The 20,191-nt window shown below is 47.6% G+C and carries 19 protein-coding genes and 1 other annotated feature; all 19 genes read left to right on the forward strand.

Annotated features, from left to right (window positions below; translation table 11 throughout):
- Window positions 1–19 precede the first annotated feature (19 nt).
- The 19 genes from ispD (at window position 20) to rpoC (ending at window position 20,143) form a co-directional block, all read left to right on the forward strand.
- Window positions 20–712 carry a 2-C-methyl-D-erythritol 4-phosphate cytidylyltransferase gene (gene ispD / locus AB3N00_RS29945; RefSeq protein ID WP_413037736.1) on the forward strand — a complete coding sequence of 231 codons (693 nt, stop codon included), beginning with the start codon at window positions 20–22 and terminating at the stop codon, window positions 710–712.
- On the forward strand, window positions 709–1,185 hold the full coding sequence (gene ispF / locus AB3N00_RS29950) for a 2-C-methyl-D-erythritol 2,4-cyclodiphosphate synthase (RefSeq protein ID WP_413037737.1): 477 nt from the start codon (window positions 709–711) through the stop codon (window positions 1,183–1,185). The genes ispD and ispF overlap by 4 nt, the downstream gene beginning before the upstream one ends.
- 35 nt (window positions 1,186–1,220) lie before the next feature.
- On the forward strand, window positions 1,221–2,684 hold the full coding sequence (gene gltX, locus AB3N00_RS29955; protein ID WP_413037738.1) for a glutamate--tRNA ligase: 1,464 nt from the start codon (window positions 1,221–1,223) through the stop codon (window positions 2,682–2,684).
- Between the two features lie 611 nt (window positions 2,685–3,295).
- Window positions 3,296–3,964 (forward strand): serine O-acetyltransferase, encoded by a 669-nt coding sequence (cysE, locus tag AB3N00_RS29960; protein ID WP_175394108.1) that lies wholly within the window; start codon window positions 3,296–3,298, stop codon window positions 3,962–3,964.
- Between the two features lie 27 nt (window positions 3,965–3,991).
- Window positions 3,992–5,392: a cysteine--tRNA ligase gene (gene cysS, locus AB3N00_RS29965; RefSeq protein ID WP_175394107.1), complete on the forward strand. Its 1,401-nt coding sequence runs from the start codon at window positions 3,992–3,994 to the stop codon at window positions 5,390–5,392.
- Window positions 5,393–5,475: 83 nt separating this feature from the next.
- On the forward strand, window positions 5,476–5,910 hold the full coding sequence (locus AB3N00_RS29970; protein WP_413037752.1) for a Mini-ribonuclease 3: 435 nt from the start codon (window positions 5,476–5,478) through the stop codon (window positions 5,908–5,910).
- Between the two features lie 77 nt (window positions 5,911–5,987).
- Complete coding sequence (gene rlmB, locus AB3N00_RS29975) at window positions 5,988–6,734, forward strand: 23S rRNA (guanosine(2251)-2'-O)-methyltransferase RlmB (RefSeq protein WP_175394106.1); 747 nt, start codon at window positions 5,988–5,990, stop codon at window positions 6,732–6,734.
- A gap of 5 nt (window positions 6,735–6,739) precedes the next feature.
- Complete coding sequence (locus tag AB3N00_RS29980; RefSeq protein ID WP_175394105.1) at window positions 6,740–7,261, forward strand: NYN domain-containing protein; 522 nt, start codon at window positions 6,740–6,742, stop codon at window positions 7,259–7,261.
- A 171-nt stretch (window positions 7,262–7,432) separates the two neighbouring features.
- Window positions 7,433–8,077, forward strand: coding sequence for an RNA polymerase sporulation sigma factor SigH (gene sigH / locus AB3N00_RS29985; protein WP_024633601.1), 645 nt, complete (start codon window positions 7,433–7,435; stop codon window positions 8,075–8,077).
- A gap of 306 nt (window positions 8,078–8,383) precedes the next feature.
- On the forward strand, window positions 8,384–8,533 hold the full coding sequence (gene rpmG, locus AB3N00_RS29990) for a 50S ribosomal protein L33 (protein ID WP_072735843.1): 150 nt from the start codon (window positions 8,384–8,386) through the stop codon (window positions 8,531–8,533).
- Between the two features lie 21 nt (window positions 8,534–8,554).
- The gene (gene secE, locus AB3N00_RS29995) at window positions 8,555–8,746 is read left to right on the forward strand and encodes a preprotein translocase subunit SecE (protein ID WP_024633600.1); all 192 of its coding nucleotides are present in this window, start codon (window positions 8,555–8,557) and stop codon (window positions 8,744–8,746) included.
- A gap of 22 nt (window positions 8,747–8,768) precedes the next feature.
- Window positions 8,769–9,302, forward strand: a complete 534-nt coding sequence (gene nusG, locus AB3N00_RS30000; RefSeq protein WP_056697652.1) for a transcription termination/antitermination protein NusG — start codon at window positions 8,769–8,771, stop codon at window positions 9,300–9,302.
- A gap of 68 nt (window positions 9,303–9,370) precedes the next feature.
- Window positions 9,371–9,796, forward strand: coding sequence for a 50S ribosomal protein L11 (gene rplK, locus AB3N00_RS30005; protein WP_175394104.1), 426 nt, complete (start codon window positions 9,371–9,373; stop codon window positions 9,794–9,796).
- Window positions 9,797–9,891: 95 nt separating this feature from the next.
- Entirely contained in the window at window positions 9,892–10,584 is a 693-nt protein-coding gene (gene rplA / locus AB3N00_RS30010) for a 50S ribosomal protein L1 (protein WP_175394103.1), read from the forward strand.
- A 67-nt stretch (window positions 10,585–10,651) separates the two neighbouring features.
- Window positions 10,652–10,799, forward strand: a sequence feature (ribosomal protein L10 leader region).
- Window positions 10,800–10,822: 23 nt separating this feature from the next.
- On the forward strand, window positions 10,823–11,326 hold the full coding sequence (gene rplJ / locus AB3N00_RS30015; protein ID WP_095293427.1) for a 50S ribosomal protein L10: 504 nt from the start codon (window positions 10,823–10,825) through the stop codon (window positions 11,324–11,326).
- A 74-nt stretch (window positions 11,327–11,400) separates the two neighbouring features.
- Complete coding sequence (rplL, locus tag AB3N00_RS30020; RefSeq protein WP_095293426.1) at window positions 11,401–11,763, forward strand: 50S ribosomal protein L7/L12; 363 nt, start codon at window positions 11,401–11,403, stop codon at window positions 11,761–11,763.
- 96 nt (window positions 11,764–11,859) lie between these two features.
- Window positions 11,860–12,477, forward strand: a complete 618-nt coding sequence (locus AB3N00_RS30025) for a class I SAM-dependent methyltransferase (protein WP_413037739.1) — start codon at window positions 11,860–11,862, stop codon at window positions 12,475–12,477.
- Window positions 12,478–12,870: 393 nt separating this feature from the next.
- Window positions 12,871–16,416, forward strand: a complete 3,546-nt coding sequence (rpoB, locus tag AB3N00_RS30030; protein ID WP_175394100.1) for a DNA-directed RNA polymerase subunit beta — start codon at window positions 12,871–12,873, stop codon at window positions 16,414–16,416.
- 112 nt (window positions 16,417–16,528) lie between these two features.
- Window positions 16,529–20,143, forward strand: a complete 3,615-nt coding sequence (gene rpoC / locus AB3N00_RS30035) for a DNA-directed RNA polymerase subunit beta' (protein ID WP_175394099.1) — start codon at window positions 16,529–16,531, stop codon at window positions 20,141–20,143.
- The last annotated feature ends 48 nt before the right edge of the window (window positions 20,144–20,191 follow it).

Genomic DNA, 20,191 nt, shown 5'->3' on the forward strand with positions numbered 1-20,191 from the left:
ACAAGGCAGGGATTGCGGCATGGATAAAGGGTGGGGTGTCGTCATTGTGGCAGCAGGTCGGGGAACCCGAATGGGAACAACCGAGAGCAAGCAGTTTCTGCTGCTGCAGGACAAGCCCGTTTTCATACATACGCTTGAGGTGTTTGCCGCTCTGGAGGAGATCAGCGAAATGGTGCTGGTAACCGGAGCCGCAGATGTTGAACGCTGCCTGGATTGGGTAAAAGAATACCGACTGGAGTCGCGTGTCCGTGTCATCCCCGGAGGGAAAGAGAGACAGCATTCTGTTCATGAAGGCCTGAAGGCCCTGAAGACGGATTGGGTCCTCGTTCACGACGGGGTACGTCCTTTTGTTGACCGTAAGCAGATTACAGGTTGCATGGAGGCCGCGATGTCGGGGGGAGCCGCTGTACTCGCCGTTCCCGTTAAGGATACGATTAAACAAGTGAATGCGGAAGGAATCGTTACGGCGACGCCTGACCGCAGCAGTCTGTGGAGTATTCAAACCCCGCAGGCTTTTCGTCTTTCTTCGCTGCTGCGTGCTTACGAGTCGGCGGCAAACGACGGATTCCTTGGGACAGATGATGCGATGCTGGCTGAGCGCCAGGGTTTGCCCGTCAAGGTTGTGGAAGGCAGTTATACCAACATCAAATTAACGACGCCGGAAGATTTGGAATATGCCGCGTTTTTGCTTGGGGGAGAGAAGAAGCGATGATACGTGTAGGACAGGGATTTGATGTACACCAGTTGGTGGAGGGACGTCCGTGCATTATTGGCGGAGTAACCATTCCTTATGAAAAAGGCTTGCTTGGACACTCGGACGCAGACGTGCTGCTGCATGCCATCAGTGATGCGATTCTGGGTGCTCTTGCACTCGGGGATATCGGCAAACACTTTCCGGATACCGATCCGGAGTTTAAGGATGCGGACAGTCTTAAACTGCTGGAGCATGTATGGCAGCTCGTGAAAGACCGCGGATATCGTTTGGGCAATATCGATTCCACCATTATTGCACAAAAGCCGAAAATGGCTCCTTACATTCCACAGATGGCTACGGTCATTGCCAAAGCGCTGGAAGCGGATGTCGACCAGGTAAATGTCAAAGCAACGACCACAGAGCAGCTCGGATTCCCCGGACGGGGAGAGGGGATTGCGGCCCAATCGGTTGTTTGCCTTGTTCGTGTATGATATTATCAACCAACTAGATACGGAGGGGATATTTTATGAGCACAGAAGTTCGTGTGCGCTACGCGCCGAGTCCAACGGGACACCTGCATATCGGGAATGCCCGTACAGCGTTGTTCAACTATTTGTATGCCAAGCATAATAACGGGAAATTCATCATTCGTATTGAAGATACTGACGTGAAACGGAACATTGCGGGTGGTGAAGAAAGCCAGCTGAAATATTTGAAATGGCTCGGAATTGAATGGGATGAAAGCATTGATGTGGGCGGAGAATACGGACCTTACCGTCAGACGGAACGTTTGGACATTTACCGCAAATACACCCAGGAACTTCTGGACAAAGGTTTGGCTTACCGCTGCTTCTGTACGGAAGAAGAACTGGAGCAGGAGCGTGAAGAGCAGACGGCACGTGGAGAAACTCCGCGTTATTCGGGCAAGCACCGTGACCTGACCCCAGAGCAAATCAGTGCGTTTGAAGCTGAGGGCCGCATTGCAAGTATTCGTTTCCGTGTACCGGAAGAACGTACATATACGTTCGATGACATGGTTAAAGGCACAATCTCATTCAACAGCAAGGAATCGGGCGACTTCGTCATTGTGAAAAAGGACGGCATTCCCACCTACAACTATGCAGTTGCAGTGGATGATCACCTGATGAAGATTTCCCACGTTCTCCGTGGGGAAGATCACATCTCCAATACACCTCGCCAGCTGATGATCTATGAAGCGCTGGGCTGGGAGCCGCCGCAATTCGGTCATATGACGCTGATCGTGAATGAAAATCACAAGAAGCTGAGTAAACGGGATGAATCCGTCATTCAGTTTATTGAACAATATGATCAGCTCGGCTATTTGCCGGAAGCGATGTTTAACTTCATCTCCCTGCTTGGCTGGTCGCCAGAAGGTGAAGAAGAAATTTTCTCGCAGGAGCAGCTGATCTCCATCTTTGATACCAAACGTTTGTCCAAGAGCCCGGCTGTATTTGATACGCATAAGCTTGCGCACTTGAACAATCACTATATTAAACATGCAGACCCGGAACGTATTGCTGAAATGGCTATTCCACATCTGCAAAAGGCAGGGCGGATTGCTTCTGAGTTGTCACCTGAACAGAAGGAATGGGCAAATACGCTTGTTCACTTGTACCAGGAGCAAATGACGGCAGCTTCCGACATTGTGGAATTGTCTGAGGTGTTCTTCCGCTCCCATCTGGAGCTGGATGCAGAAGCTACCGCAGTACTTGGAGAAGAACAGGTACCAACGGTTCTGAAGGCCTTTGCCGATAAAGTTCAGGCAAGCGAAGAGTTTACACCAAGCAAAATGGCTGCGTTGATCAAGGAAGTACAGAAGGAAACCGGATTTAAAGGCAAACAGCTCTTTATGCCTATTCGCGTTGCACTGACTGGACAGACGCATGGACGTGACCTGAATCAGACGATTGTGCTGCTCGGCCGGGATACGGTTATTGAGCGTCTGCATGCACAGGTTAAAGGCGCGTAATATAGGACGGTTAGCTCCGCGTATTTCTGTTCCTGAACTCAGGTTTCTAGTTTGGCTGAAGATGCTGCAAGGCTGTTGTCAGTCCATAACCTTTTCGCTATAATAGCAACACGAAGGTTAAATGACATGAATCATGATTTAAGCATTTTACATCAATCCATAGAACAGCAAAGACCGGGAGGAGTAAGCTGAACCGGACAGATTCAGAGAGGATGGTCCCGCGGCAAAGAATGAATTTCTTTGGCTGCGGTGGCTGTGAGCCATCCGCTGTCCGTCAGTCGAAATGCGCCCGTGAGCTGCATAGCCGAATCCGGCCCCGCCTCTTGAACGTGCAGAAGAGGAGAACGTCAGGATAGGTTGTGACGGTTGGTTTCCGTTACCGAACCGCTTGAGGGTGCATTCTTATTTGTGCAGGAAAGGAACAGCAGTACGTGGCTGACCAATCCTGTTATGTAAGAGTGAACCGAGCAGAGTGGGACCGCGATTAACGCCTCTGCAGCATTATGCTGCAGGGGCGTTTTTTGTTTAGGGCGAGTCAGCAGTACACTACCAAGAGGGCTGCGCCGTCCGGGATGCCGGAGGACGAAGACCTGAACAAGAGGGGAACGAGCATGTTTAAGAAGATCAGATCAGATATCCAGGCGGTGTTTGAAAACGATCCGGCTGCCCGGGGATGGTTCGAGGTCGTATTCACCTATTCGGGGCTGCATGCGATATGGGCGCACCGGATCGCACACTTTTTTTACAAACGCAGTTGGTTCTCGGTCGCCCGGTTCATTTCGCAGATCAGCCGTTTTATGACAGGAATCGAGATTCACCCTGGAGCTACCATTGGAAATCGGTTGTTTATTGACCATGGAATGGGCGTCGTTATTGGAGAAACCTGTGAAATTGGCGATGATGTTGTTATTTACCAGGGGGTTACTCTTGGCGGAACAGGGAAAGAAAAAGGAAAGAGACATCCGACAATTGGCAATAATGTGGTTATCTCATCCGGAGCCAAAGTGCTCGGTTCATTCAGTGTTGGTGATCAATGCAATATTGGGGCCAACTCCGTGGTACTCAAAGAAGTTCCATCCAACAGCACCGTTGTAGGCATACCGGGAAGAATCGTCAAACAGGACGGACGACGGGTAGACCGTTTGAGCCAGCAGCTGCCCGATCCGGTCATTGACTCCCTGCGCAGCATGCAGCAAGAGATTGAACGGTTGCGTGAAGAGGTGCGTACACTGCAGGATACCCGCAAGAGTGAGAATTCCCGTGATACAATAAATAAATAAGGAAGTATGGAAGAAAGGAAAGTGACCATGACGCTTCAAATTTACAATACGATGAGTCGTACCAAAGAGAATTTCGTTCCCCAAGAGCCGGGGAAAGTGAAGATGTATGTGTGCGGACCGACAGTGTATGATTACATTCACATCGGAAATGCACGTCCGGTTATTTTTTTCGACACGGTTCGCGGTTATCTGGAACAGACAGGACATGAAGTGAACTACGTTGTAAACTTCACGGATGTTGATGATAAACTGATTCGCAAAGCCGAACAGCTTGGTACGGATGTTCCTCATGTCGCTGAGAAGTTTATTGCGGCGTACTACGAAGATCTTGAGGGACTGGGAATTCCGAAGGCGAGCAGTAATCCGAGAGTAACGGAGAATATGCCGCTCATTATTGATTTTATTCGTGAGCTGGTTGAGAAGGGATTTGCCTATGAAAATGGTGGCGACGTGTATTATCGGACCGGCAAATTCGAGGAGTACGGCAAATTGTCGAAGCAGAACCTGCAGGAGTTGCAGTTTGGTATCCGGATTGGTGTAGATGAACGCAAGGAACATCCGGAAGACTTCGTACTCTGGAAAGCGGCTAAACCGGGTGAGATCTATTGGTCCAGCCCTTGGGGGGATGGAAGACCAGGCTGGCATATCGAGTGCTCTGCCATGGCGCGTGAATACCTGGGTGATACGCTCGATATACACGGAGGCGGACAGGATCTTCAGTTCCCACACCATGAGTGCGAATGCGCCCAATCCGAGGTATTGACAGGCAAACCGCTTGCCAACTACTGGATGCATAACGGATTTATCCGCATCGATAACGAAAAAATGTCGAAATCGCTCGGTAACGGAGTGCTTGTAAAAGACCTTCGGACACAGTACAAACGTGAAGCCATTCGATATTTCATGTTGTCAACACACTATCGCAATCCGCTGAACTTTACCGAAGATACAATGGAACAAGCGCAAAACAGTGTGGACCGGATCGCGAATGCCGTAGGTAATCTGAAGCATCGTTTGCAGGCAGTAACGGTAGACCAGGATATTACAGCAGAGTTTGCTGCCAAACTGGAGCAGATCCGTCAGCAGTATCATGAGAAAATGCAGGATGATTTCAATACCCCGGATGCAATTACAGCATTGTTTGAATGGGCTGCTGAAGCAAACCAGCTGCTGCAAAAAGAAGTCGTGAACGCTGCGGAAATCCGTGCGCTGCTTGAGCTGTTCAGTGAATTGAATGCGGTGCTTCGCATTTATACGGACGCTGAGCCGGAGCTTCTGGATGAAGAAATTGAACGACTGATTGAAGAGCGTACGGAGGCGCGCAAGTCCAAAAACTGGGCACGTGCTGATGAAATCAGAGATGAATTGTCTGCGCAGGGCATATTGCTTGAGGATACGGCTCAAGGGATGAGATGGCGGCGCAAATGAGCGAGGAACAGCTGAAAAAGTTGTCTGAAACTGTCGAACAATCTGAGCAGAGGGAACGTTCAGGTGGAGAACAAACAGAGGTAATGACACAGGGAGGGTGGTTTCCATACCCGCCTTCCCGTCCTGCAAGGCTGATTCCTCCGATCGCCCTCGCTTACATCGGTGATGCGGTGTATGAGGTAGCGGTAAGGCAGTATTTGTTGTCCAAAGCCAATATGCGCCCAAACCATCTGCACCGCAGTGCAACAGGTTTGGTATCAGCCAAGGCACAGAGCCGCATTCTGACAGGAATAGAGGAAGTATTGACCGAAGAAGAACGCGACATTGTAAGGCAGGGGCGTAACGCCAAGTCTGGCAGTATCCCCAAAAATGCGGATGTACTGGAATACAGACATGCCACGGCGCTGGAGTGCCTTATTGGTTACCTGTACAGTAGTGGTCGGCATGATCGCATGATCCAGCTGATTACCCAGGGTATCGAGCATGCAGAAAACAATTCGCAATCAACGACAAAATAAAAATTACACACAGTCGTTCCTGTGGTACAAGCCAGAAAGGGAGTACCTGCAGGGCGCAATAGAGAGGAACGAACAAAATGGAAGAAGAATGGATTGCTGGTAAGCACTCCGTGACGGAGGCGCTGCGTTCAGGCCGGACCATTAATAAAATATGGATCGCGGATACAGCACAGAAACATTTGACTCAACCGATTATCGCGGAGGCGAAGAAACTTGGTATCGTAATTCAGCATGTGGACAAGCGTAAATTGGATCAAACGGTGCCGGGCATTCAGCATCAAGGGGTTGTTGCCCAAGCTGCTCCATACGCTTATGTGGAGGTAGATGACATCCTCGCAGCGGCACATGCCAAAAATGAACAACCGTTTCTGATTCTGCTGGATGAGATTGAGGATCCGCATAACCTTGGTTCGATTTTGCGGACAGCAGACTGCACGGGAGCTCATGGTGTCATTGTACCCAAACGTCGTTCGGCTGCAGTGACGGCTACGGTATCCAAAACATCCGCAGGAGCTGTGGAGTATGTACCCGTGGCGCGTGTGAGTAATCTGGGACAAACGATCGATCGTCTCAAGGAAGCAGGCGTTTGGGTTGTGGGTACAGATGTTGCTGCGCAGGAAAGTGTATTCGGCAACGGGGTATTTACTGGTCCGGTGGCATTGGTGATCGGGAACGAGAACAAAGGTATGGGAAGGCTCATTCGGGAAAAATGCGATGTGCTGATCAAGCTGCCAATGCAAGGGCAGATTAACTCTCTGAATGCTTCCGTGGCGGCGGGTGTTGTCATGTATGAAGTGCTCCGTTCGCGCCAAGCACAGGGATAGATGGTATGGCTGATTCCCGGGATGTGCTTCTGGTAGACGGGTATAACATGATTGGCGACTGGCCAGAGCTGTCCAGACTGGCGGAAAGCGGGCTGGAGGAGGCGCGGAATCGTCTCCTCTTCCGTCTTGCTGATTATCAGGCGTTCTCCGGTCGCAAGGTCATCGTTGTTTTTGATGCCTATCTCGTACCCGGACTAGGTAAAACATTTACACAGAGCAAAGTGCAGATATATTTTACCAAGGAAAAAGAGACGGCTGACGAATGCATTGAGAGACTCGTACGGGAACTAAGCTCGCGGAGACGCCAAATCTATGTGGCCACAAGCGATATGGTAGAACAGCATGTCATTTTTGGACAGGGAGCACTGCGTGTATCTGCAAGAGAACTGTTGATTGAAGTCGAGCAGAATGAAAAAGAACTGCAGAAACGTCTGGAGGAAGACCAGGCCAAGTCCAAGCGTAATACACTTGGAGCCAAGCTCAGCCCGGAAGTTCTGAAGCAGTTTGAGCGTTGGCGAAGGGAATAGGGGTTCTGTTTTACAAATATTTCAATATTGAAAGTCTTGACAATTATGTTATTGATGTTCTTTTTTAGGCAGAGCGTGGTTGACGGTGTGAGGTGCCATCATATATACTGTTCGTATATTTCATAGAGTAGAGTAACGGTGTACCTTGCGTTGCAGCCGGAGGGATTGTCTGTGAGTGTCGACCTCAAAGATATCATGTTATCTAAGTATGATTACCAAAGTGACGAAGACATTGTCGAAGCGGTCCGTGAAGGTGAAAGCGAAGCGCTGGAGTTTTTGATTAACAAATATCGCAACTTTGTACGCGCCAAGGCAAGATCTTATTTTCTGATTGGGGCAGACCGGGAAGATATTATTCAGGAAGGAATGATTGGCCTCTACAAATCCATCCGTGATTTCAAAGGGGACAAACTGGCTTCGTTCAAAGCTTTTGCCGAGCTGTGTATCACCAGACAGATTATTACGGCAATCAAGACAGCAACACGTCAGAAACATATTCCGCTTAATTCCTATGTATCATTGGACAAGCCCATTTATGACGAAGAATCCGATCGTACGTTACTCGATGTGATTTGTGGAACCCAGGTCAGTGACCCTGAGGAGCTTATCATTAATCAGGAAGAATTTGTGGGCCTGGAAGATAAGATGTCAGAGATTCTAAGTGACTTGGAACGAAAAGTGTTGATGTTGTATCTGGACGGGAGATCTTATCAAGAGATTGCAGTAGATTTGGACCGGCATGTGAAGTCCATTGACAATGCACTCCAGCGTGTTAAGCGCAAACTTGAAAAGTACCTGGAAGTTCGAGATAATTGAACAATGTTGTTGATGACGGAAAAGGCTCGGGGTTTGAGTCTTTTTTTGCTGCTTTAAGTTTATAAGTCAAAAGATTGATAATACTAGTAATCGCTTGGTCCAAGCAGGAGAAGAGAAAAAATCAGAGACGCCCGAACTGCACGCTTTTTGTACGGAACTTTTACCCAATAATGAAAGGCTATTCTTTCATTGACATGGTTATACCCTTGTGATAAAGTGTTTTAGGTAGGCCTAAATTCGCGGCTTTTTTTTAGGATCAATTTAGAGACTCTCCTTTAAAGTGGAAGTCTTCGGGAGGTGTACATCATGCGGGTAATTATTACTTTGGCTTGTACAAACTGCAAACAAAGAAATTACACTACGACAAAAAACAAGCGTAATCACCCCGACCGCATGGAGATGAAGAAATTTTGCAAGTTTTGTAACGAGCAGACTTCTCATCGCGAAACCAGATAGTTTTTGGGAGGTGTAGTCGGCGTGAAACGTAGTTTCAAATCTCTGATTTCCTTTTTCTCAGAAAGCTGGGCTGAACTTAAAAAAGTTCGCTGGCCTAATCGTAAAGAGCTGACCAACTACACATTGATCGTTCTTGGTACTGTTGTGGTTATGACGCTGTTTTTTTGGGTCGTTGATATCGGCATCTCCGCTGTGATCGAAGCGATTATTTAAGAAGGGTCCCAGGTGGCTTGATATGGAAAAAAGATGGTACGTCGTTCATACCTACTCAGGGTATGAGAATAAGGTCAAAGCCAATTTGGAAAAACGCGTAGAGTCCATGGGCATGGAAGACAAGATATTCCGCGTTCTTGTTCCTATGGAAGAAGAAGTGGTAAACAAGGACGGTAAGAAAAAGACCGTTATGCGTAAAGTTTACCCCGGTTACGTTTTGGTGGAAATGATCCAAACGGATGACTCTTGGTATGTTGTTCGCAATACACCAGGTGTTACGGGATTTGTCGGTTCGACAGGTTCCGGGTCCAAACCAACCGCTCTGTTGCCTGAAGAAGTGGAACAAATTCTGAAGCATATGGGCATGGTTGAGCCGAAGCCGAAAATTGAATTCGACATTAAGGAATCCGTACGTATCAAAGTTGGTCCTTTTGCGAATTTTGTGGGCTCCGTGGAAGAAATTTTGGTAGACAAAAGCAAGTTGAAAGTGCATGTGAACATGTTTGGACGGGAAACGCCGCTTGAGTTGGAATATACGCAAGTGGAGAAGATATAGTCTCTTCAAGTTTCTTGTGGGAGGACCGAAAGGTTCGTTAACCACTATTTTGCAAGGAGGTGTCAATCATGGCAAAAAAGGTAATCAAAATGGTAAAACTGCAAATTCCAGCAGGTAAAGCGAATCCAGCGCCTCCGGTAGGTCCAGCTTTGGGTCAAGCAGGTGTCAACATCATGGCATTCTGTAAAGAGTTCAACGCTCGTACAGCCGATCAAGCGGGATTGATTATTCCTGTTGAAATCACAGTATTCGAAGACCGTTCCTTTACTTTCATCACTAAAACTCCACCAGCAGCAGTTCTGTTGAAAGTGGCAGCTAAAGTAGAAAAAGGATCCGGCGAACCGAACAAGAAAAAAGTTGCTACCGTTAAACGTGATGCGGTACGTCAAATCGCAGAACAAAAAATGCCTGACCTGAATGCAGCGAGCGTTGAGTCCGCAATGCGTATGGTCGAAGGTACTGCCCGTAGCATGGGTATCACCATCGAAGACTAATCTTTCTTTTGAAACATGGCTTCGTAAAGCCGGCCGATTCGCGGCCGGTTGATGTGGGAGGTATATCCGCTAACACCACAAAGGAGGAATATAACATGGCTAAACACGGTAAAAAATACCTGGAAGCTGCTAAGCTGATTGACAGCGAAGCAACTTACGAGCCTTCAGAAGCTGTAGAGCTTGTGAAAAAGGCAGCCACTGCAAAATTCGATGAAACCATCGAAGCAGCAGTACGCTTGGGCGTTGACCCACGTAAACAAGACCAGGCTGTACGTGGTGTTGTTGTCTTGCCACACGGCACAGGTAAAACACAACGCGTATTGGTATTTGCAAAAGGTGACAAAGCGAAAGAAGCGGAAGCGGCTGGCGCGGACTATGTTGGTGATGCAGACATGATCAACAAAATCCAACAAGGCTGGTTCGAATTCGACGTCTGCGTAGCGACACCAGATATGATGAGTGAAGTAGGTAAATTGGGCCGACTGCTCGGCGGTAAAGGTCTGATGCCTAACCCTAAAGCCGGAACGGTAACTTTCGATGTATCCAAGGCTGTTCAAGAAATCAAAGCCGGTAAAATCGAATATCGTCTGGATCGTGCAGGTCAAATTCATGCACCGATCGGTAAAGCTTCTTTCTCTTCTGAGCAACTGAATGAGAACCTTAAAGCTCTCATGGATGCTTTGAACCGTGCTAAACCGGCGGCAGCAAAAGGTGTTTATCTGAAGAATGTAAGTCTTTCTTCCACGATGGGCCCTGGCGCACGCGTGAACGCAGCAGCTTTTAGATAATAGTTCTTGACAGGCTTGTCCTGTTCTGATATTCTATAAAAGTTGTGAGTCCGAGTGACTGACCGTTGACATTTGAATATGCTTGCCGTAGACAGTAGGTGCCATCAGGCTTAATTTCCTACCGAGGTGTGATTATAGAACTTAGAACGATGCAAATCGATGATGAGTATATATCAAGCCTTCGTGATTCTACGGAGGCTTTTCTTAATGGGATAAATTTGATCAGGAGGTGTACAGTTTGGCAAACGCAAAAGTGATTCAAGCAAAACAAGAGTCCGTTGATGCAGTAACAGCGAAATTGCGCGAGAGCGCTACGACAGTTGTTGTTGACTATCGCGGTCTGAACGTTGCCCAAGTAACTGAGCTGCGTAAGCAGCTTCGTGAAGCCGGAATCGAATTCCAAGTGCTGAAAAACACATTGCTTCGCCGTGCGACTGCTGCAGCAGAACTGACAGAACTCGATAGCGTTCTTACAGGTCCTACTGCAATTGCATTCAGCGCCGAAGATGCTGTGGCTCCAGCCAAAATTCTGAACGACTTCGCGAAAAAGAACGACGCACTGGAATTGAAAGGTGCAGTTGTTGAAGGTCGTGTAATCGGAGTAGAAGAAGTTAAGGCATTGGCAGAACTGCCATCCCGCGAAGGTCTCCTCTCCATGCTCCTCAGCGTGCTTCAAGCGCCAGTGCGCAACTTCGCGCTTGCGGTTAAAGCTGTTGCGGAAAAAGAAGAACAAGGCGCGTAAGCTACTTGATCTAAAAGCTGCCTAGGCGGCACTGAATTACAAAAAAAAATAAAATTATATATGGAGGTTCAATCATGAGTAAAGAGCAAATCTTGGAAGCAATCAAAGGCATGACTGTACTGGAACTGAACGATCTTGTTAAAGCAATCGAAGAAGAATTCGGCGTAACTGCTGCAGCTCCAGTAGCTGTTGCTGGTGGCGGTGCTGCAGCTGCAGAAGCTGAGCAATCCGAGTTCGACGTAATCTTGGCTAGCGCTGGCGCTTCCAAAATCAACGTTATCAAAGCAGTTCGTGAAATCACAGGTCTTGGCCTGAAAGAAGCTAAAGAAGTAGTTGACAATGCTCCAAAAGCATTGAAAGAAAAAGTTAGCAAAGAAGAAGCTGAATCCATCAAAGCTAAATTGGAAGAAGCAGGCGCTACAATCGAAGTTAAATAATTTGGCTTTCGTTAGCTAAATGAACAAAACAACAAACCCCTTGACTTATATCAAGGGGTTTGTTGCTGTAATTGTATATGGAAAGTGAGTGAGGACATGTCCAATCATTATTATTCGGACAAACCGCAGGTCGCACATGACAGACGGGCAATGGAAGCGGAGCTTCGTGGATGGAAATTGCGACTCGTTACGGATGCAGGTGTATTTTCCAAAAACGGAATCGATTACGGCAGCAGAGTGCTGATTGATGCAATGGAGTTAACTGCTGGAGCTCATGTTCTGGATGTGGGTTGTGGGTATGGACCGATTGGTCTAACGGCAGCCAAGCTTGCACCGGAAGGACATGTCACCATGATCGATATCAACGAGAGAGCTGTTGAACTTTCTAGGGAAAATGCAAAAGCGAATGGAATTACAAATGTAACAGTAATGCAAAGCAATCTACTGGCTGAAGTAAATAAGAAAGACTTTGATGTAATCCTAACCAACCCGCCAATTCGCGCGGGAAAAGAAACGGTTCATGCCATATTTGAGCAGGCACATCAGCATTTGAAGGTAGGCGGATCGTTATGGATTGTCATTCAGAAAAAGCAGGGGGCTCCTTCGGCAAAAGCGAAGTTGGAATCCTTGTTTGGCAGAGTGGAAGAAGTGACGAAGGATAAAGGCTACCGGATTTTCAAAGCGGTGAAAACGGAGGATACGTCCATAGACTAGTTTCCGATTTGTAAAGTAAGCAGGGGATGATTTTTTTTGCAATAGGACTATTGACTTGAAATTCAGGTCGTGGTATTATTGTAAAATGTCAGTATTAAGATGCCCTACTTGGCTTTAGCTATCTAAAAATGTCAACCTTTTTTTACGCCGAACGGGCTTATTATGCCTACGTTTGGCGTATAATATGTACATTTTGGGCAAACTGGGGATAAGTATGATTTGGAAAGACATCCGCCGATCAAAGTTGCTCTTTTTTCGAACGACATTCGAGTAAGGGCTTTTCTTTATTTGTGGATGCATTGCTTTGCTCTGTATGTGTACCATTATAAGGTTACAAACAGAGGTTCGCAACGAAATTTTTAAAGTGAGTAGACATTGAGGGGTGAGTTTAAGTTGGCAGGACATCTTGTTCAATATGGTCGACGCACTCGGCGCAGTTATGCACGAATTAACGAGATACTCGAAGTTCCGAACCTGATTGAGATCCAACAAAAATCTTACGATTGGTTTTTGGAGGAAGGGTTGCGCGAAATGTTCCAGGATATCTCGCCGATCCAGGATTTTACAGGAAACTTGATTTTGGAATTTATCGATTACAGTCTCGGTGAACCGAAGTATACAGTAGACGACGCGAAAGAGCGTGACGTTACTTATGCAGCACCGCTTCGGGTCAAAGTCCGGCTCATTAATAAAGAAACCGGAGAAGTCAAAGAGCAGGAAGTATTCATGGGAGATTTCCCGCTGATGACCGAAACCGGCACATTTATTATTAATGGTGCGGAACGGGTTATTGTCAGCCAGTTGGTTCGCTCTCCTAGCGTTTACTTCAGTACCAAAGTAGATAAGAACGCCAAAAAAACGTATACCGCTACAGTTATTCCTAACCGCGGCGCTTGGCTCGAACTGGAGATGGACGCGAAGGATGTCGTATACGTCCGGATCGACCGTACACGTAAAATACCAGTTACGGTTCTCCTGCGTGCACTTGGTTTTGGCACAGACGCTGAGATTCTGGATCTGCTCGGTAATGACGAATATATTCGCAACACGCTGGACAAAGACAATACAGACTCCACGGAGAAAGCGCTGATTGAGATTTATGAGCGTCTCCGTCCGGGCGAGCCGCCAACGCTGGATAATGCGAAAAGCTTGCTCGTAGCACGTTTCTTTGATCCAAAACGCTATGACCTGGCTAACGTGGGTCGTTATAAAATCAACAAAAAGCTCCACATCAAAAACCGTTTGTTCAATCAACGTTTGGCTGAGTCTCTCGTTGATACTGAAACAGGTGAGATTATCGCCGAAGCAGGTCAAATGGTTGACCGTCGTTTGCTGGATGAAATTATGCCGCATCTGGAGAAAAGCGTTGGCTTCCGCACGTATCACGTGGCTAACGGCGTTCTGGATGCAAATGATATCCCAATGCAAACCATTGATGTATTCTCACCAATTGAAGATGGTAAAGTCGTTAAGCTGATTGCCAATGCAAACATTGATAAATCAGTGAAAAACGTAACACCGGCTGACATCATTTCTTCGATCAGTTATTTCATTAACCTTCTGCACGGCATCGGAAGCACAGATGATATCGATCACCTGGGTAACCGTCGTCTGCGTTCGGTTGGTGAACTCTTGCAAAACCAGTTCCGTATCGGTTTGTCCCGTATGGAACGTGTCGTTCGTGAGAGAATGTCCATTCAGGATGCTAACGTAATCACGCCGCAGGCTCTGATTAACATACGTCCTGTTATCGCATCCATTAAAGAGTTCTTCGGTAGCTCCCAGCTGTCACAGTTTATGGATCAAACGAACCCATTGGGTGAATTGACGCATAAACGTCGTCTGTCCGCACTCGGACCAGGTGGTTTGACCCGTGAGCGTGCAGGCATGGAAGTCCGTGACGTCCATCCATCCCACTATGGACGGATGTGTCCGATCGAGACACCAGAGGGACCAAACATTGGTTTGATCAACTCCTTGTCTACATTTGCCCGTGTGAACGAGTATGGTTTCATTGAAGCTCCGTATCGATGGGTAGATCCGAAGACGGGTGTCGTAACCGAGCAAATCGATTACCTGACAGCAGACGAAGAGGATAACTATGTCATCGCTCAAGCGAATGCGAAGTTGAATGAAGATAGTACATTTGAAGAAGAAGCGATCATTGTACGTTACAACAAGCAATCGGATAACATCCTTACGATGCCGAGTGAGCGAGTTGACTACATGGACGTATCTCCTAAACAGGTTGTATCCGTCGCTACGGCGCTCATTCCGTTCCTTGAGAACGATGACTCCAACCGTGCGCTCATGGGATCGAACATGCAGCGGCAGGCGGTTCCACTCTTGATTCCTAAAGCTCCGCTTGTAGGAACAGGTATGGAACACAAAGCTGCAAAAGATTCCGGTGTATGTATTGTCTCCAAATATGACGGGATTATTGAGCGCTCTTCTGCGAATGAGATCTGGCTCCGTCGTGTGGAAGAGGTAGATGGTCAGGAAGTTAAAGGCGATATCGTTAAATATAAATTACACAAATTTATGCGTTCGAACCAAGGAACATGCATTAACCAACGTCCGATCGTCAAACGGGGTGCTGTTGTCAAAGCTGGTGACATCCTCGCCGACGGTCCTTCGACGGAAATGGGTGAATTGGCTCTGGGACGCAACGTCGTAGTTGCCTTCATGACTTGGGAAGGTTACAACTATGAGGATGCGATTCTGCTTAGTGAAAAACTCGTTAAGGAAGATGTTTATACTTCCATCCACATCGAGGAATATGAGTCAGAAGCGCGTGATACCAAGCTCGGACCTGAAGAGATCACACGTGATATCCCGAACGTTGGGGAAGAAGCGCTGCGTAACCTCGATGAGCGCGGTATTATCCGGATCGGTGCTGAAATTGCCGCTGGCGATATTCTGGTTGGTAAAGTAACGCCTAAGGGTGTAACTGAACTGACTGCAGAGGAACGTCTCCTGCATGCGATTTTCGGTGAGAAAGCACGTGAAGTGCGTGATACTTCCTTACGTGTGCCTCACGGTACTGACGGTATCGTAGTTGATGTGAAAGTATTTACCCGTGAAAACGGTGATGAACTGCCTCCTGGTGTTAACCAACTCGTTCGTGTGTATATCGCTCAAAAACGGAAAATCTCCGAGGGTGATAAAATGGCCGGACGTCACGGTAACAAAGGGGTCGTAGCCCGTATCCTGCCGGAAGAAGATATGCCTTTCCTGCCAGACGGTACACCAGTTCAAATCGTTCTTAACCCACTGGGCGTACCTTCCCGGATGAACATCGGTCAAGTACTCGAAGTTCACTTGGGTATGGCTGCCATGCAGCTCGGTATCCACGTAGCTACCCCTGTATTCGACGGAGCGAAGGAGTATGACGTCTTCGATACGATGGAAGAAGCAGGTATGCAGCGTAATGGTAAAACCGTTCTGTACGATGGCCGTACGGGTGAAGAATTTGAACGTGAAGTAACTGTCGGCGTCATGCACATGATCAAGCTGGCGCACATGGTTGATGATAAAATCCATGCCCGTTCCACAGGTCCTTACTCACTCGTTACGCAACAGCCGCTTGGTGGTAAAGCCCAATTCGGTGGACAACGTTTCGGGGAGATGGAAGTTTGGGCGCTTGAGGCTTACGGCGCTGCTTATACTCTGCAAGAAATCTTGACAGTCAAATCCGATGATGTTGTTGGTCGGGTGAAAACGTATGAGTCCATTGTCAAAGGCGAGAATGTTCCGGAACCAGGTGTTCCTGAATCATTCAAAGTATTGATCAAAGAGCTGCAAAGCTTGGGTATGGACGTTAAGATTTTGAGCGAAGATGAGCAAGAGATTGAAATGAAAGAAATGGACGATGAAGATGACGCTGCGAGCGACAAGCTCAGCCTCAACCTTGAGGGTTCAGAGGTCGGAGTGGAGTAACCGCTTCGGGCGCATGATGACCGGCGTTTTTCATCAGGCTCGCGTCTTGCTCCGGCTTCGGCCGGAGAGGGCGTAACCTAGAATACAGGAATTGGTTAAGGAGGGTTGCTCCTTGTTGGACGTCAACAATTTCGAATACATGAAGATCGGGCTTGCTTCCCCAGAAAAAATTCGTTCTTGGTCCCGCGGAGAAGTGAAAAAACCGGAAACGATCAACTATCGTACGTTGAAACCGGAAAAAGAAGGGCTGTTCTGCGAAAAGATTTTTGGCCCTACGAAAGACTGGGAATGTCACTGTGGTAAATACAAACGCGTCCGTTATAAAGGCGTTGTCTGTGACCGTTGTGGCGTTGAAGTAACACGTGCAAAAGTACGCCGCGAACGGATGGGCCATATTGAGCTCGCTGCTCCGGTATCGCATATCTGGTACTTCAAAGGTATTCCGAGCCGCATGGGTCTCGCTTTGGATATGTCTCCAAGATCACTTGAGGAGATTATCTATTTTGCATCTTATGTAGTAACTGATCCAGGAGAAACTCCACTGGAGAAAAAACAGCTGTTGTCCGAGAAGGAATATCGCAGCTACCGTGAAAAATACGGATATGGGTTCCAGGCTGGCATGGGTGCAGAAGCGGTTAAGAAACTGCTTCAAGACCTTGATGTGGACAAAGAGCTTGAATTCCTGAAGGAAGAGCTCCGCACTGCACAAGGACAACGTCGTAACCGTGCAATCAAACGTTTGGAAGTTATTGAAGCTTTCCGCAACTCGGGTAACAAACCTGAGTGGATGATCATGGATGTACTTCCTGTTATCCCGCCGGAACTTCGCCCAATGGTACAACTGGATGGTGGACGTTTTGCAACGTCTGACCTGAATGATCTGTATCGCCGTGTAATTAACCGGAACAACCGTCTGAAACGTCTGCTTGATCTGGGTGCACCAGACATTATCGTGCAAAACGAAAAACGGATGCTGCAGGAAGCTGTTGACGCATTGATCGACAACGGCCGTCGCGGACGCCCGGTAACGGGTCCTGGTAACCGTCCATTGAAATCTCTCAGCCACATGCTGAAAGGTAAACAAGGACGTTTCCGTCAAAACTTGCTCGGTAAACGTGTTGACTATTCCGGTCGTTCCGTTATCGTTGTCGGACCTTACCTGAAAATGTATCAGTGTGGTCTGCCAAAAGATATGGCACTTGAACTGTTCAAGCCTTTCGTTATGAAAGAACTTGTAAATAAAGGGCTTGCCCACAATATCAAGAGCGCGAAACGTAAAGTAGAGCGTGTAAGTCCTGAAGTTTGGGATGTTCTTGAAGAAGTAATCAAGGAGCATCCGGTTCTGCTGAACCGTGCCCCTACGCTTCACCGTCTCGGTATCCAGGCATTTGAACCGATTCTGGTTGAAGGTAAAGCTATTCGTCTTCACCCGCTTGTATGTACAGCATACAATGCCGACTTTGACGGTGACCAAATGGCCGTGCACGTTCCGTTGTCCGCTGAGGCACAAGCGGAAGCACGTATCCTGATGCTTGCATCAGGTAACATTTTGAACCCGAAAGACGGTAAACCGGTTGTTACCCCTTCCCAGGATATGGTTTTGGGTTCTTACTACCTGACTATGGACAACAAGGAAGAAAAGGGAACAGGCATGATCCTGCGTACAGTTAACGAAGCTGTATCTGCGTATCAACGTGGTACTGCTGGGTTGCACGCACGCGTAGCGATTCCGGTTAAAGCGCTTGGCAAAACAAGCTTTACTGAGAAACAACAAGATGCAATGTTGCTGACAACTGTCGGTAAAATCATCTTTAACGAAATCTTCCCGGCAAGTTTCCCTTATATCAATGATGCAACTCGTTCGAACCTCTACCAAGGTACTGCGGAGCATTTCTTTGTTTATGAGAAGGGGACTGACCTGAGAGAAGCGATCATGAACGCACCTCTAGCAGGTGGTGTTGGTAAGGAATATCTGGGTACAATCATCGCTCGTTGTTTCGAAATTTACCATACAACGGAAACTGCCGTTATTCTGGATAAAATCAAACAACTCGGGTTCACATACTCCACTCGTGCCGGTATTACGGTTGCGGTGTCGGACGTTATCGTTCCAGATGAAAAAACAGATATCCTTAGACAATCCGAAGAAAAAGCACAAATCGTTACGAACCAGTACCGTCGTGGTCTGATCACGAACGAAGAGCGCTATGACCGCATCATTGATATCTGGTCGAAATCGAAAGATGATATCACCGAGATTCTGATGAAGTCGATGGATCGTTACAACTCCATCATGATGATGGTTGACTCCAAAGCACGGGGTAACAAATCGCAGATCACCCAATTGGGCGGTATGCGTGGTCTGATGGCCAACCCGTCCGGTCGTATCATCGAGCTCCCAATCAAATCGAACTTCCGTGAAGGTCTGACGGTACTCGAGTACTTTATCTCGACTCACGGTGCCCGTAAAGGTTTGGCCGATACGGCTCTGCGTACAGCCGACTCAGGTTACCTGACTCGTCGTCTCGTAGACGTGGCACAAGACGTGATCGTGCGTGAAGATGATTGTGGTACAGATAAAGGATTTACGGTAAGCCGCATTCAGGATGGTAAAGAGGTTATTGAAGATCTCTATGACCGTATTGAAGGCAGATACTGCTTCGAGACTGTTCGTCATCCGGAAACAAAAGAAGTTATCGCACATCGCAATGAACTGATTGACTCTGACAAAGCAGAGGCGATCATCAAAGCGGGTGTAACCAAATTGCAAATCCGTTCCGTACTCAGCTGCCGCGCTCGTCACGGTGTCTGCAAAAAATGTTACGGTCGCAACCTGGCGACTGGTAAACATGTGGAGATCGGTGAAGCAGTTGGTATTATTGCTGCCCAATCCATTGGTGAGCCAGGAACACAGCTTACAATGCGTACATTCCATACCGGTGGTGTAGCCGGAGACGATATTACGCAAGGTTTGCCGCGTATCCAAGAGTTGTTTGAGGCCCGTAATCCTAAAGGTCAAGCAACGATCAGTGAGATTGATGGTATTGTCAAAGAGATTCGCGAAGCAAAAGATCGTCGCGAGATCGAAATTCAAGGTGAAGCAGAATCCAAAGTATACTCTGTTACCTACGGTTCCCGTGTGCGCGTAAGCGAAGGCATGGAAATTGAAGCAGGCGACGAGTTGACGGACGGTTCTATCGATCCAAAAGAAATGCTGCGCATTAAAGGCGTACGTGGCGTACAAAACTACATTTTGCAGGAAGTACAACGCGTATACCGTAACCAAGGCGTAGAAATCAACGATAAACACGTTGAAGTTATGATTCGTCAAATGCTGCGTAAAATCCGCATCGTTGATGCAGGAGATACAACGCTGCTGCCGGGTTCATTCGTGGATACGCATGAGTACGAAAGAGCTAACAAAACAGCGATTCTTAGTGATAAAGAGCCGGCGGTTGCAAAACCAATCCTGCTCGGTATTACAAAAGCGTCCCTGGAAACAGACTCCTTCCTCTCTGCGGCGTCATTCCAAGAGACTACACGTGTACTGACAGATGCAGCGATCAAAGGTAAAGTCGATCAGTTGCTCGGTCTGAAGGAAAATGTAATCATTGGTAAACTGATCCCTGCTGGTACAGGTATGAACCGCTACCGCAGCATCAAGTTTGCTGAGCCGGAAGATGGCCAATCTTCAGTAGAAGAACTTGAGCCGGTTTCTGTTGATTAAATAGATTTTCTCTCGCTAGAGTGAGGGATAGAAGTTTTGTGCGTCAGG

It is taken from the genome of Paenibacillus xylanilyticus, assembly GCF_047246825.1.
GTDB lineage: Bacteria > Bacillota > Bacilli > Paenibacillales > Paenibacillaceae > Paenibacillus > Paenibacillus xylanilyticus_B.